Origin of the sequence: Mucilaginibacter sp. PPCGB 2223 (assembly GCF_001705515.1) — a bacterium.
Lineage (GTDB): Bacteria > Bacteroidota > Bacteroidia > Sphingobacteriales > Sphingobacteriaceae > Mucilaginibacter.
In genome coordinates this window covers 891,513-906,055 of sequence record NZ_MDJS01000001.1, presented here as the reverse complement: position 1 = coordinate 906,055, position 14,543 = coordinate 891,513, and the positions used below count along the sequence as shown (strand labels likewise).

Here is a 14,543-nt window from a genome sequence, read left to right as displayed (position 1 = left end):
ATAAAAACTATAAGAATTATTATTTACACACCAAATAGGTGTTTTTGTATGAAAAATCCATGAAAAAAATAAAATACAACCGATTGCATTATTCATTTTTTTATTTACCTTCAAATCACCAATCTGTAACCACCATGAAGACCACTCATTACAAAATTTTTTTATTATTTTTTTCAGTTGTTTGTGCGATATCGCTGTTGTCGCTCGTACCTAAAAAACGTTATGCTTACAATTTCCAGGATCCCTCGTTATCAGTAGAGACGCGGGTAAACGATTTGGTGTCCCGCCTCACACTTGAAGAGAAGGTGGCTCAGATGCTTAACTCGGCGCCTGCAGTCGACCGCCTGGACATACCTGCATACAACTGGTGGAATGAGTGCCTGCATGGCGTAGCGCGTACGCCTTTTAAAGTGACCGTATATCCGCAGGCCATCGGTATGGCGGCTACTTTCGATAAGAATTCCCTGCACACCATGGCCGATTATACTGCCGAAGAAGGTCGCGCCATCAATAATCAAAGCATTAAAGACGGCAAAAGAGGGATTTATTTAGGTTTAACTTACTGGACCCCAAATATCAATATCTTCCGCGACCCGCGTTGGGGCCGCGGGCAGGAAACCTATGGCGAAGACCCGTACCTTACCGGAGCAATGGGTAAGGCATTTGTAACCGGTTTACAAGGCGACGATCCTAAATATTTAAAAGCTGCGGCATGTGCCAAACATTATGCTATACACAGCGGCCCGGAGCCATCGCGACATGTATTTAACGTAGATGTAAGCGATTATGATCTGTGGGATACCTACCTGCCGGCTTTCCGCAATTTGGTTGTCAACGCTAAGGTAGCCGGCGTAATGTGCGCTTATAACGCCGTTAAAGGCCAGCCTTGCTGTGGCAGTGATTTATTAATGACCAGTATTTTGCGGAACGACTGGCACTTTACCGGCTATGTTACATCAGATTGTGGCGCTATTGATGATTTTTGGGAGCGGCATAAAACATCGCCCGACGCCGAAAGCGCCGCCTCAGACGCAGTACTACACGGCACCGATGTAGAATGTGGCAACCGCACTTACAAAACCCTGATAGCTGCTGTAAAAGATGGAAAATTACCCGAGAGCCAATTGGATATATCCTTAAAACGCCTGTTTACCATCCGTTTCCGTTTAGGTATGTTCGACCCGCCTGAAATGGTAAAATATGCGCAGATCGGTAATAATGTTTTGGAAAGCGCGGAGCATAAAGCTCATGCACTTAAAATGGCGCGGCAATCTGTTGTACTGCTAAAGAACGACAGCCATACGCTGCCGTTGAGCAAATCATTAAAGAAAATAGCAGTTATCGGGCCAAATGCCGATAACGCAAAAAGCGTGCTTGGTAATTACAATGGTACCCCGTCTGAACTGATAACTGCCCTGGCAGGTATCAAAGCTAAATTAGGCGCCAATACCGAAGTGGTTTACGAGCAGGGCACTGATTATGTAGGGTCGCCTGACGTTAAGCCTGATTTTGACGCAGTAGCCAACCGGGTTAAAGATGCAGATGCCATAATTTTTGTAGGCGGGATAGCACCGCAGTTGGAAGGAGAAGAAATGAGAGTAGCTAAGGCCGGGTTCAGCGGCGGGGACCGTACTTCCATTTTATTGCCGCAGGTACAGACGGACCTGTTAAAAGCTTTGAAAAAAACAGGCAAACCGGTTGTTTTTGTAATGATGACGGGGAGCGCCATAGCCGTACCATGGGAAGCGGAGAACCTGCCCGCTATCGTAAATGCCTGGTACGGTGGTCAATCTGCCGGTACGGCTATTGCCGATGTGTTATTTGGCGATTATAACCCTGCCGGACGTTTGCCTGTTACTTTTTATAAGAGCGATGACGACCTGCCAAAATTTGACGATTACTCCATGGCCAACCGTACGTACCGTTATTTCAAAGGGAAACCACTTTATGGTTTTGGCTACGGTTTAAGCTACACTAACTTTAAATATGATAACTTAACTGTTCCTGCAAGCATCAGTAAAAACGGCAAAGCTACAGTGAGTGTAAAGATCACCAATACCGGCAAAATGGATGGGGAAGAGGTAGCCGAGTTGTACCTCTCTCATTGGAATGTTAAAGCTCCTATACGCGCGCTAAAAGGTTTTGAACGCTTATTTTTAAAAGCTGGTGAAAGCAAAGTGGTTAAGTTCGAATTATCTGCACAAGATCTGTCGCTGATTGACGATAAAGGCCACGTGGTTACACCGGTAGGGAAGCTTAAGATCAGCATCGGCGGAAGCCAACCGGATGAGCAGACCGAAGCCAAAGGTAAAACCATTTCAAAGACAGTTACGTTGATTTAGAGGTGATTTCTGGTATGACGAGTTGCTTTATTTGTCTATATGACAATTATAGATATATTTGTTATAGCCAACCATAACCATTAAGCCCGATGTACAGATTACGCAGCGTTTTATTGCTCATTTGCGCCGGATGTGTGCACCTGGCTGTTGCCCAGAATAAGGACTATACCATTAAACCGGTATCGTTCACCAAAGTTAAGCTGGATGACGGTTTTTGGTCGCCACGGATAGAAACCAACCGCACGGTAACCATCCCGGCATCATTTGCGCGTTGCGAGAGCACCGGCAGGGTAAAAAACTTTGAAATGGCAGCGCAAAAGAGCGGCAAATTCTGCACCACGTACCCGTTCGATGATACAGACATCTATAAAACCGTCGAAGGCGCTTCGTTTTCGATGGCTGTACATCCCGATCCGAAACTTGATCATTATGTCGATTCGCTTATCGCGATAGTCGGTAAGGCCCAGGAGCCGGATGGTTATCTGTATACCGCGCGCACCATCGATCCGTTACATCCGCACCCATGGTCTGGACCGGAGCGTTGGATGAAAGAACACGAGTTGAGTCACGAATTGTATAACTCCGGACATCTGTTTGAGGCTGCGAGCGCGCATTACCAGGCAACAGGTAAGCGCAATTTTTTAAATATCGCCCTCAAAAATGCTGATCTGCTGGTACAAACTTTCGGCCCGGGTAAATTACATATGGAGCCGGGTCATGAGATCGTTGAAATGGGGTTGGTAAAACTTTACCGGATTACCGGCAAAAAAGATTATCTCGACCTGGCTAAATTCTTTATCGACGAGCGTGGAAAGCGAACTTACGATAAAAACAGTCGCGACGAGTGGAAAAACGGTATGTACTGGCAGGATGATGTACCGGTAATTAATCAGGACGAAGCCGAAGGTCATGCTGTAAGGGCCATGTACCTCTACTCGGGAATGGCGGATGTTGCTGCCTTAACTGGCGATAAGGAATATATAGCAGCCATTGATAAGATATGGGATAATATGGTCGGTAAAAAGATCTATGTGCAAGGGGGCATAGGCGCTGTACCGAGCGGCGAACGCTTTGGAGACGATTACCAGTTGCCAAATGCAACAGCCTATAACGAAACCTGCGCAGCGGTTGGCAACGTTTACTGGAACGAGCGGATGTTTTTACTGCATGGAGATGCGAAATACATCGATGTGATGGAAAAAGTCCTGTATAATGGTTTGATATCGGGTGTGGGTTTAAATGGTAATTCGTTTTTCTATACTAATGCTATGCAGGTAACCGGTACCCCGGGTAAAGGTGTTGAAACGGAGCGTTCGGGCTGGTTCGAGTGCTCGTGTTGCCCAACCAACCTGGCCAGGTTCCTGCCATCGCTTTCTGGCTATATGTATGCACAAAAAGATGACGATTTGTTCGTCAACCTATTCATACAAGGCGTGGCTAACCTCCAGATTAAAGACCAGGCTGTGAAGATCACACAGCAAAATAATTACCCATGGAGCGGTGCCTTAGCGTTTATTGTCGATCCGGCCAAAGAAGAGCAATTTAATGTGAAGATACGTATACCAGGTTGGGTACAGAACCAGGCTATTCCATCAGACCTGTACCAGTTCGAAAAATCAAAATCACAAAATGTTACTATCAAACTGAATGGTAAACCTGTAAAATATACCATGCAGAATGGTTACGCAGTGATCAGCAAAACCTGGCGTAAAAACGACAGGATAGAGGTTAATCTGCCGATGGAAGTTAAAAAAGTTGTTGCAAACCAATTGGTAAAAGATGATATCGGCAAAGTTGCACTGCAACGTGGCCCAGTTATGTATTGCGCCGAGTGGAAAGATAATACCACTAAAGTAAGCAGCATCAGCTTATCGATAAATACACCTTTTAAACCCGAATTTGACAAAACCTTATTCAACGGGGTTATGGTATTAAAAGGTGAGACCGACGCCGATAAATTAACCCTCATACCTTATTGCGATTGGGCAAACCGCGGGAAAGGGGAGATGCAGGTTTGGTTTTCGCAAAGCAATATGTAAATTAGTAACCTTTCCAGGCATTAGCCGACGTAGCTCAGCTGGTAGAGCAACGCATTCGTAATGCGTGGGTCGCAGGTTCAAGTCCCGTCGTCGGCTCTATATTAAAATAATTTGAGTTGCAATTCGGCAGGCGGTTTTGCTTTACCAAAAACGGTTCGGCCTCCGTATCGCCATGATTCGGCACGTTCTTTTTCAACCAACTTATCAAAATCCGCGTTGGGGATAAAATTCTTTTCGGCTTGCTGTGCTATTTGCGATAGCTTTTTGATGGCTTCCTGCTTGTCAGTCTGGCCGATTTTTGCCTTGCGTACTGCAGTTTGAAGCGTCGATATGGTTTCATCATAAGTTTTAACTGGTACCGGAAACGGATGCCCATCTTTACCGCCGTGAGCAAATGAAAACCTTGCCGGGTCGGTAAAGCGAGACGGGGTTCCATAAATCACTTCGCTCACCAAAGCCAGCGATTGTAAGGTTCTCGGGCCGAGTCCTTCAAGCAATAACAACTCCGAAAAATCTGCCGGTTTTTTTTCATGAGCCAGCCACAGTACCGAACCCAGGCGTTTCAGATCGACATCTTTTGAACGTACATCGTGATGAGCCGGCATCACCAGTTTTTTAATTTCATTAAGCATTATGTCCGGATATTCGCTGCTGATCTGCATAACCGAAGATCGGGCAGGAGCGGCCTGTTTATCGGCCATATTCAGGATCAAACCGGCATTTTTTCCGTAAATAGAGGTATGCGGATCATCGACAAACGACAGCAGATCCTGTGAGTGCCAGTGATAACGGCGTGCAGTCGAACTGGCGTCGCTCATGCCTTGTTGTATCACGGCCCATTGGCCTTCATCGCTCACGATAAAGTTGTGCAAATAAAGCTGAAAACCATCCTGAATCGCCGTGTTATCCACTTTAGCGGTGAGCTTGCTGCAACGTGCCAGGTATTCACCATCCAGACCCGTACGTTCACCAATGCTCATCAATTCGGCCGGGGTTTGTCTGCTGTATTTTCCCTTGCCGCCGCAGATGTAGATGCCCAATTCTTTTGAATGTGGGTTAACAGAACGTTTTAAGGCACCCATAACTGAGGTAGTTATGCCTGACGAATGCCAATCCATCCCCATAACAGCGCCCAGGCTTTGAAACCAGAAAGGATCGCTCAAACGGCTCAATACTTCGGCTTTTCCGTATTCGATGATTATTGCCTCAACGATAGCCAAACCTAATTTAGCCATACGCTCAGCAAGCCAGACAGGTACGTAGCCATAATGTAACGGCAGATCGCTATTACCGGAATACTTCATTTGCTAACAAAATTAGCAAATATTAATAAATAGAAAAATCAATATCCTGGTTAATTTTTACTTCGTATTGTACCAGCATTGCTACCGGGATAGTGTTTGTGCTAAAGTTCTTAAATGGTATTAGGTATAGCTTATCCGGGAAATGGCATGGGCCGCCGATACCGAGCATAATGTAAACGGGGATTTCTATCTCGTTTTTAAAGAATAAAAATTCCTTTTTGGTACAATATTCAATTTCGGTACGGTTAGTTTTGGTGTAATACTTTGGTTTAATGAAAAATTCATATTCGTTACCAAGTTGTGTAAAATTAAGTTCGTTGAATACGTTGTCGGCTGCAACTACGATATCGGGTACGGCTGTTAAGTAATATTTTTCACGAACAAAAAAATCAGTACAAACAAACTCTTCAAATAAGTCAGCCTCGGTAAACTCTGGCTTTTTGATTTGGCGTTTAATAGCTGGTATCAATGTCGGCAACATCACTAAAAGCATTATTAACAGTGCACCCATGGCATGAAAATACTAAAAATTGTAAATTTACTATTTCTTATAATTAATATTATGTTAAGTATAAAGAGAAAGAAATAGACCCGGCAAATATCCGGGTCTTCTCTTCTATTGTTTTAGTGCGTCTATTTTCTTTTGAGTCTCAGTGGCATCAGCCATTTTTCGTGTACCCAAATAGTATACTTTCAGGTTGTATAAAGCCTGATACGATTTAGGATCTAATTCGACAGCCTTCAAAATAACGGGTTTAGCCTTTTCAAAAAGAGCCGTTGCTTGCGCCATATCTGCATCATATTCTTTTTGTTTTGATACGGGGAGTTTTTGAGCAGCATTATATAATTTACTGCCTGGCTGCAATAACAATGCACCCAGGTTAAGGTTGGCTTCAAAATAGTTAGGATCGATCTCTATTGCTTTACGATACATTTCTTCGGCTTTTGCATCGTTATTGCTATTCGAATAAGTTAAGCCGGCATAGTAATACAAAGTTTTGTTTTTAGGATCCTTGTCGATAGCCTTCTGTATCTTATCTAAAACTTTTGCCTGGTTACCAGCCTGCAGATTTAATTCAATTTCCCTCCTCGACAGTTTGGTGTCATTAGGGAATTTCTCGGTTCCTTCGGTAATTATCTTAATTGCCGATGCAGTATCCTTTTTTTGTAGGTATATCAATGATAAATCCGCATATACATCGGGGTTTTTGGAGTACTTTGTCTTAATTAATTCACCGTAGTACTTAACAGACATGTCATACTTTTGCGCCGCTGCTGCAGACAGGCCTGTTAAATACAATGCAGTAGTATCGTCAGGTCGTGTCGAACGGAAATAATCAAACGCTGTGTAAGCGGCGTCATATTTACCTGCCTGATATTGTTTAATCCCGTCGTAGTATTTGTATTGACCAAGTAAATCGCTGGCTTCATCTATCGCCTTTTTATTTTCACCTTTGGTGTCTAATTCCTTGGCCTTCGCAACGGCCTCTTCCCCTGTCGCAAAAAGCGGGGTTGATACCGCCGGGTCTGTTTCGCGCAGCGCTAATGATGCGTATATCTCAGCCTTAACAGCGAAGGTAGCCGGAAGCGTGTTGGTTTTAGGATTTGCAGAAGCTTTATCAATTGAGGCTTTTGCGTTATTAAGGCTTGTTTTGGCTTTGTCGGCCAGCGGGCCGCTTTTCTGCCCGCGTAAAGCAGAATAATTACCGTATTCTTCGGTTGCGGTGTTCAACTCTCCTTTTTGAGCAAATGCTGTAGTTACTGTAACAAGGCCCAGTATACCAGTTGCCAGAAGTTTTATTTTCATGATTAATAATTAGTTAGCTGTTTTAATTTAATATTTACTTTGTTTAATTGGCTGTCGTTTCCTGTTTGCAAATATAACATTTGTAATGCTTTCAGGCACGCTTGGTTGTTCGGCGAAATTTCAGAAGCTTTTTCAAGCCAGCTTTTTGATTGGTTTATATCGGCCCAATAGTCTTCATGTTTTTTTACTGTTGTAGCTTTCCGTAAATATAGCAATCCTAAGTTAAAAACCGGTGTAAAATCCGTGCTACTTAGCTCAATGGCATTTTGGTACAGCGACGCGGCTTTATCAAAATCGTTCAAATGGTCGTAACAATTGGCGGCCATAAAGATCAGTTCGGCATCATTTGGCTCCTGTGCAAGCAACTCATCAACCAATGGCCGTAATTTGCCATAATCTTTACGATTATTATAGATATTGGCTTCTTCTGTCTGTAAATACCTGTCGCGCGGGTAGTCCTCTCTCCCATCTTTTATGATTTGCAGGGCCCTGGCGGTATCGCCTAATATTTTGTAGGTATTCGCTGCCGACTGGATATATTCTAACCGGGGCTTTCGGGTATGCAGTAACGTATCGTAATAAGTAACGGCAGTAGTATAGCTGCCTAATTTATAGTAAATATTACCCAGGTATCCGTCAATTTCTCTAAATGCCGGAACGTAATTCTTAGCCAACTTAAAGTCGTTGATTGCCGAGCGGTAATTGTTATGCCTATAACCATCAAAAGCTCTGCGTAAATAAACATTTGCAATACAGCCTTTGATGTAGTTTATTTCGGGATCAAACTTATATGCTTTATGATTATGAATGATCCTGTTTACCAGTTTGGTAGTCTGCAGGAAGAGCGTATCAGGCTGTTTTAGCTTGTTAAGCGAATCGATATATACGATGCTGGAATATACTACTGCTTTGTAAACGTTCTTGCCCAGGTCGAGCGAATCGGCGCGGGTTTTAAATGCGGCATCTACCGATTTTTTAGCATCAGAAAGATACTTCAGGTCGTTTTTTTTATAATAAAAGGCGATGTTGTTGATTACATCCTTCATTGCCTCCGTTTGAGCAAAGGCAACGGAGGATGTAAAACATATTGAAACTATCAGTAAAAAAACTTTACGGATATACATAGCCAAGCTATTTATTATTCTTTATCGTCAGCGCCAGCGCTTTCGGCGGGTGTGCCGGCCGAACCGGTGTCATCACCGCCGTTTTCGGGTTCTGTACCTTCAATGCCTTCCAGGTTTTCATCTTCTTCTTCGCGTTCAACCTGCGCCACCGAAGCAATACTATCACCTTCTTTAAGGTTGATCAGCCTAACACCCTGGGTTGCGCGTCCCATTACCCTCAAAGTATCTAACGCAATGCGGATAATGATACCCGAACGGTTAATGATCATCAGGTCATCTTTATCGGTAACGCCTTTAATCGCCACCAACGGACCGGTCTTATCAGTAATATTCAGGGTTTTAACACCTTTACCACCACGGTTGGTTACCCGGTAATCGTCGATATCGGTACGTTTACCATATCCGTTCTCGGATACTACAAGAACAGTAGTTTCCGGATCGTCGATACTGATCAGACCCACAACTTCATCCAGATCATCAGCAAGGGTTATGCCACGAACACCGGTAGCAGTACGGCCCATCGGTCGAACGGTCGACTCGTTGAAACGTATTGCCCGTCCCGAACGCAGCGCCATCACAATCTCGCTGTTACCGGTAGTCAGGTTAGCTGCAAGCAAGGTATCGCCCTCGTTAATGTTGATGGCGTTAATGCCATTGGCACGCGGGCGCGAATATGCTTCGAGCGAAGTCTTTTTAATGGTACCCTGTTTGGTACACATGATGATGAAGTTATTTTTAAGGTATTCCTGGTCTTTAAGATTAATGACCTTGATATAAGCCTTAATATTTTCTTCTTTCGGTATGTTGATGATGTTCTGGATAGCACGGCCTTTTGAGGTACGTGTACCTTCCGGGATTTCGAATACGCGCAGCCAGAAACAACGACCGGCTTCGGTGAAGAAGAGCATGTAGTTGTGGTTTGAAGCAATCAGCAGGTGCTCTATAAAGTCGGCATCGCGGCTGTTACTGCCTATCGCGCCCTTACCACCGCGAGCCTGAGTGCGATACTCGGTCAGCGGAGTACGTTTGATATAACCTTCGTGCGATATGGTGATTACCACGTTCTCGTCTTCGATGAAGTCTTCGGTCTGCATTTCGGCAGATGAGTGAACGATCTCGGTTTTCCGCTCGTCGCCGTATTTTTCGCGAACCTCGGCCAGTTCATCTTTGATGATCTGCATACGCAGGCCTTCATCGGCTAAAACAGTTTTCAGGTAGTCGATCAGTTTCATTAACTCGGCGTACTCGGCTTTGATCTTGTCGCGCTCCAGTCCGGTTAAACGACGTAATGTCATATCCAGGATGGCACGTGCCTGTATTTCGCTCAGGTTAAAGGTAGTCATTAACCCGTCGCGTGCTTCATCAGGTGTATTCGATTCGCGGATGAGTTTAATTACTTCGTCCAGGTGGTCAAGCGCAACCAGCAAACCTTCCAAAATATGGGCGCGCTTCTCGGCCTCGGCCAGTTCGAACTTGGTACGGCGGACAATCACTTCGTGACGGTGCTCTACGAAATGGTGGATCAGATCCTTCAGGTTAAGCAACATCGGGCGGCCATGCACCAGCGCAATGTTATTTACACTAAATGAAGTTTGTAAAGATGTGTATTTAAATAAGTTATTTAATACGATAGATGCGTTTGCATCGCGCTTGATCTCATAAATAATACGGATACCTTCGCGGTTCGATTCGTCGCGGATAGCAGAGATGCCCTCGAGTTTTTTCTCGTTAACCAATTCGGCAGTACGCTCGATCATATCCGACTTGGTGATCTGGTAAGGTATCTCGGTAACAATGATCCGCTCACGGTCGCCATTGTAAACTTCGATCTCGGCACGCGAACGTAATACGATACGGCCACGGCCTGTTTCGGCAGCTTCGCGCACGCCCTCAACACCGTAGATAATACCTCCGGTTGGAAAATCCGGGCCTTTTACGTATTTCATCAGTTCAGCTATCTCGATCTCGCGGTTATCGATATAGGCAACGGTAGCATTGATGACTTCGGTTAAGTTATGCGGCGCCATATTAGTGGCCATACCCACCGCAATACCCGAAGCGCCGTTAACCAGCAGGTTAGGGAATTTTGCAGGCAATACTGTAGGCTCCTCCAGCGAATCATCAAAGTTAAGCTGGAAATCGATGGTGTCTTTATTGATATCGGCCAGCATCTCTTCGGCAATCTTTTGCAGTCTTGCCTCGGTATAACGCATTGCCGCAGGGTTATCACCGTCTATCGAGCCATAATTACCCTGGCCATCAACAAGCGGGTACCGCAGGCTCCAGTCCTGCGCCATACGTACCATAGTGCCATAAACTGATGAGTCGCCGTGCGGGTGGTACTTACCCAGCACCTCACCCACTATACGCGCAGATTTTTTATAAGGTTTATTTGCGTTTAAGCCCAGATCGAGCATGCCGAATAAAACACGGCGGTGAACTGGTTTAAGCCCGTCACGAACATCAGGAAGTGCTCTGGATACGATAACAGACATTGAATAATCAATGTATGCGGAGCGCATCTCTTCATCAATATTAATCGGGATAATTCGGTCGAAATTGTTCGTCTGGTCGTTCTCGTTATCTTCAGCCATTTGTTATGTATTATACGCGCCGCTTTTATTCAAATTTAAATTTAGGTGTATTTTAAAGCGACCTGCGAAGATAGCAAATAATGTGGTATAGGGATACGCTGTTGATAAGTTTTGCCTTATAAATGATTACACAGATTTATTTGTGATTGCACGGATTGTTTTTGATTTCACCGACCGTCATCATAATCAATTAAATCGCTTTTTAAATCAGTACAATCATGAAAATAATCAGTGCAATCCTACCTGACCTTTTTCCATTGATCATCTACGACAGTGCCTCCCGGCAGCACAGCTTTCAGATGGATAATGCCTTTATCGATGGAATAGATATACGTTACAGTTTTGCCTACTGCCTGCGGTGTTTGACTATTGAAAGTGCAGGTTTCGAAACAGGTATCACCTTTTAAGGTATAATTGCCGGCTTCGTACTTTTCGGGTTTGCTGCCCTTTTCCAATACAAAGGCCGTAAAAGTTTTGTCGGTATATTTACGCTGCAGGGTATATTGCGTCGGCGGGCCTTCGGCTTTACCATTTGAAACGCCGCCATTGTATTGCCAGGTGCCTTTTAATGTGGTTATATCAGTAAATGATAACAATGCGATACATGCTATTATAAAGGATGTTAAAACTATTCTCTTCATATTGTCAGGTCCAGTTGATGCCTTTTTTTAATAAACTTAACGTCTTTTCTTCTTCCGACCCTGGCTGTGGATGATAGTTATATATCCATCGCGCCTGTGGTGGCAGGCTCATCAGTATCGACTCGATGCGGCCGTTGGTCTCGAGGCCGAATTTGGTACCGGCATCATACACCAGGTTAAACTCGGCATAGCGGCTGCGGCGCTGATACTGCCACTCCTGCTGTTGTTCGGTATATTGCTTATCGCGATTGCGGTTCACCAGTTCGGTGTAGGTTGGCAGAAACGAACGTCCAACAGCCTTCGAGAATTCGAAAATATCGTCCCAGCTATGTTGTTCTGTTGCTGTTATGCGATCGTAAAAAATACCGCCGATACCACGTGTTTCGTTACGATGCTTTATAAAAAAGTAATCATCGGCCCACTTTTTAAAACGCAGATAGTATTCGGGATCAAATCGATCGCATACGGCTTTGAGCTGGTTATGAAAAAAGCTTGCATCGTCTTCAAAAACATAATGGGGTGTTAAATCGATGCCTCCTCCAAACCATCGCATGGGCTGCTGCCCCGGGTCTGCTTCCAGTTCGAAGTAACGGATATTCATGTGGATAATGGGCACCAGCGGGTGATTGGGATGGATAACGATGGAAACGCCGGTTGCAAAGAAATCGTGCTGCTCAACTTTAAGCGCGTTTTTCATTACCTCAGGTAACTGGCCATGTACAGCCGAGAAGTTCACCCCTCCTTTTTCGAGGATATTACCGTTTTGTATTACCCGGGTTTTGCCCCCGCCCCCGCCATCTCGCTGCCATATCTCTTCTTCGAACTTTGCTTTACCATCAAGGTTTTCGAGGCCGGCACATATTTCGTTTTGTAGCTGCTGGTATTGGGCGGCTATTTCTTCCTTTGTTATCATCACTGCAAACTTAACTGAATTGCACGAATTCTGATCGCTGAAAAATATTTCTAAAATAATTTGGATTTATAATTTTCATATCTACATTTGCAGTGTACTATTTAACTAATACACTAAAACAATTATATGATTCAAATCAAGGACCTCAACTTCGGCTACTCAAAAAAAGCCCTGTTGTTTAAAAATCTGAATCTGAACTTATCCAAAGGTCACATTTATGGCCTGTTAGGTAAGAATGGTGCCGGCAAATCGACCCTGCTTCATAACATCACGGGCCTCACCTACCCCCAAAGCGGTTATTGCTTTGTTAACGGGTTGAGCAGCGCCGACCGATCAGTTGATTTTTTATCGGATATGTATTTTATCCCCGAAGAGATATTTATGCCCGCTGTAACGGCTGCACAGTTTGTCAAAAATACAGCTCCGTTTTATCCCCAATTTAACGAAGATCAGTTTTATGGTTATATCGAAGAATTTGAGGTGCCCAGGGAGGCTGTTTTGGATAAAATGTCGTTCGGTCAGCAAAAAAAGGCGATGATAGCGTTTGGTTTGGCAACCAACACCAGTTTGCTGGTAATGGACGAACCTACCAATGGCCTGGATATCCCATCGAAAGTGCAGTTCCGTAAAACCATAGCGTCGGTATTAACCGAAGACAGGTGCGTCATTATCTCCACTCACCAGGTGCGCGATCTGGATAGCCTGATCGATACTTTAGTTGTATTGAACGACCGAGAAATCGTGGTAAATGAGGCGCTGGATATGATTGCCGAGAAGTTATACTTTACCACATTAGAAAGCGACGATAAACAGGCTACGCTGTATCATGAAGACAGTATTCGGGGCAAGAACGCCATATTAGCCAATGCAGATAATCTTTACAGCAAAGTGGATATGGAATTGCTGTTCAACGCTATTGTCAGCAACAATCAATCAGTAATTAACCTTCTAAATACACCGACAAAATGAACCAGATATTTAATTTGAACCGTTTTGCCCTGCTTTTTAAAAAGCATACCGCCGAAAATTATAAAAGTTATCTGATGTCGCTTTTTGTGCTGATCGGGATATTATCGATCATCATCGGAACGGTAAATTATAAAAGCCTGCAACCGATGGATCTGAAACAGCAGATTGCGTTTTATGTTGGCTTTTTAATGATCTCCGGCACTATTTTTACCAGTATAATTTTTGCCAACCTGGGCGAAAAGCGCAAAGCCATAGCCGCTATAACCCTGCCTGCTTCGTCGTTCGAGAAGTTTTTAGTGAGCTGGCTCTATTCGTACCTTATATTCCAGGTGGTGTTCACGGCTGTGTATTACGCCATCATCTTAACGGTGATACGCCTGGGCAACTGGCCCGAAAGTATGGTACATGTCATCAATGTGTTTTCGGTTAAAGACAAGTTTTACATCATCTTCATCGCATACGCATTTTTGCACAGTATTGTAATATACGGTGCGATATACTTTAAAAAGCTGCATTTTATCAAAACCGCGTTCGCATTCTTCGTGGTTTTGCTGGTGATATGGTTTTTAAACGACCAGGTTTTGCAGCTGATGATCCACCATAAAATAAGTGGCAACCCACCGTTTACAGGGCTGTCTTTTGAGTACGAAGTTTTACCACAACCCTCTCCGGGTACTACACACACCTCTTACGCCAATATCGACCTGAGGTTTGCCGTAATGAAATGGGTACTGGTGCTTTTTGGTTTGCTTAGTGCGATGATGTGGTGCGCTGCCTATTACCGGTTGAAAGAAAAGAAAGTTTAGCTGC

11 protein-coding genes and 1 tRNA gene are annotated in these 14,543 nt (G+C 44.2%); 5 read left to right on the top strand and 7 right to left on the bottom strand.

Going from position 1 to position 14,543, the window contains the following annotated elements; genetic code table 11:
• Positions 1–134 precede the first annotated feature (134 nt).
• The 3 genes from BEL04_RS03710 (at position 135) to BEL04_RS03700 (ending at position 4,477) form a co-directional block, all read left to right on the top strand.
• Entirely contained in the window at positions 135–2,342 is a 2,208-nt protein-coding gene (locus BEL04_RS03710; RefSeq protein WP_066003425.1) for a glycoside hydrolase family 3 C-terminal domain-containing protein, read from the top strand.
• A gap of 89 nt (positions 2,343–2,431) precedes the next feature.
• Complete coding sequence (locus BEL04_RS03705) at positions 2,432–4,381, top strand: glycoside hydrolase family 127 protein (protein WP_066000343.1); 1,950 nt, start codon at positions 2,432–2,434, stop codon at positions 4,379–4,381.
• Positions 4,382–4,404: 23 nt separating this feature from the next.
• Positions 4,405–4,477 (top strand) — tRNA-Thr (locus BEL04_RS03700).
• A gap of 5 nt (positions 4,478–4,482) precedes the next feature.
• Here the strand turns inward: BEL04_RS03700 and BEL04_RS03695 are convergent.
• The 7 genes from BEL04_RS03695 to hemF all read right to left on the bottom strand — a co-directional run bounded on the left by BEL04_RS03695 (position 4,483) and on the right by hemF (position 12,764).
• On the bottom strand, positions 4,483–5,685 hold the full coding sequence (locus BEL04_RS03695) for a DUF763 domain-containing protein (RefSeq protein WP_066000342.1): 1,203 nt from the start codon (positions 5,683–5,685) through the stop codon (positions 4,483–4,485).
• Positions 5,686–5,707: 22 nt separating this feature from the next.
• Entirely contained in the window at positions 5,708–6,196 is a 489-nt protein-coding gene (locus BEL04_RS03690; RefSeq protein WP_066000341.1) for a hypothetical protein, read from the bottom strand.
• A 105-nt stretch (positions 6,197–6,301) separates the two neighbouring features.
• Positions 6,302–7,492 carry a lipopolysaccharide assembly protein LapB gene (locus tag BEL04_RS03685; protein WP_066000338.1) on the bottom strand — a complete coding sequence of 397 codons (1,191 nt, stop codon included), beginning with the start codon at positions 7,490–7,492 and terminating at the stop codon, positions 6,302–6,304.
• 2 nt (positions 7,493–7,494) lie between these two features.
• The gene (locus BEL04_RS03680) at positions 7,495–8,538 is read right to left on the bottom strand and encodes a lipopolysaccharide assembly protein LapB (protein WP_066000337.1); all 1,044 of its coding nucleotides are present in this window, start codon (positions 8,536–8,538) and stop codon (positions 7,495–7,497) included.
• A gap of 92 nt (positions 8,539–8,630) precedes the next feature.
• Positions 8,631–11,210 (bottom strand): DNA gyrase subunit A, encoded by a 2,580-nt coding sequence (gyrA, locus tag BEL04_RS03675; RefSeq protein WP_066000336.1) that lies wholly within the window; start codon positions 11,208–11,210, stop codon positions 8,631–8,633.
• 239 nt (positions 11,211–11,449) lie between these two features.
• The gene (locus BEL04_RS03670) at positions 11,450–11,851 is read right to left on the bottom strand and encodes a hypothetical protein (RefSeq protein WP_139112907.1); all 402 of its coding nucleotides are present in this window, start codon (positions 11,849–11,851) and stop codon (positions 11,450–11,452) included.
• Between the two features lie 4 nt (positions 11,852–11,855).
• Positions 11,856–12,764 (bottom strand): oxygen-dependent coproporphyrinogen oxidase, encoded by a 909-nt coding sequence (gene hemF, locus BEL04_RS03665; protein WP_066000331.1) that lies wholly within the window; start codon positions 12,762–12,764, stop codon positions 11,856–11,858.
• Positions 12,765–12,890: 126 nt separating this feature from the next.
• Here hemF and BEL04_RS03660 point away from each other — a divergent pair, with 126 nt between their 5' ends.
• The gene (locus tag BEL04_RS03660; RefSeq protein ID WP_066000330.1) at positions 12,891–13,733 is read left to right on the top strand and encodes an ABC transporter ATP-binding protein; all 843 of its coding nucleotides are present in this window, start codon (positions 12,891–12,893) and stop codon (positions 13,731–13,733) included.
• Positions 13,730–14,539, top strand: coding sequence for a hypothetical protein (locus BEL04_RS03655; RefSeq protein ID WP_066000327.1), 810 nt, complete (start codon positions 13,730–13,732; stop codon positions 14,537–14,539). The genes BEL04_RS03660 and BEL04_RS03655 overlap by 4 nt, the downstream gene beginning before the upstream one ends.
• The last annotated feature ends 4 nt before the right edge of the window (positions 14,540–14,543 follow it).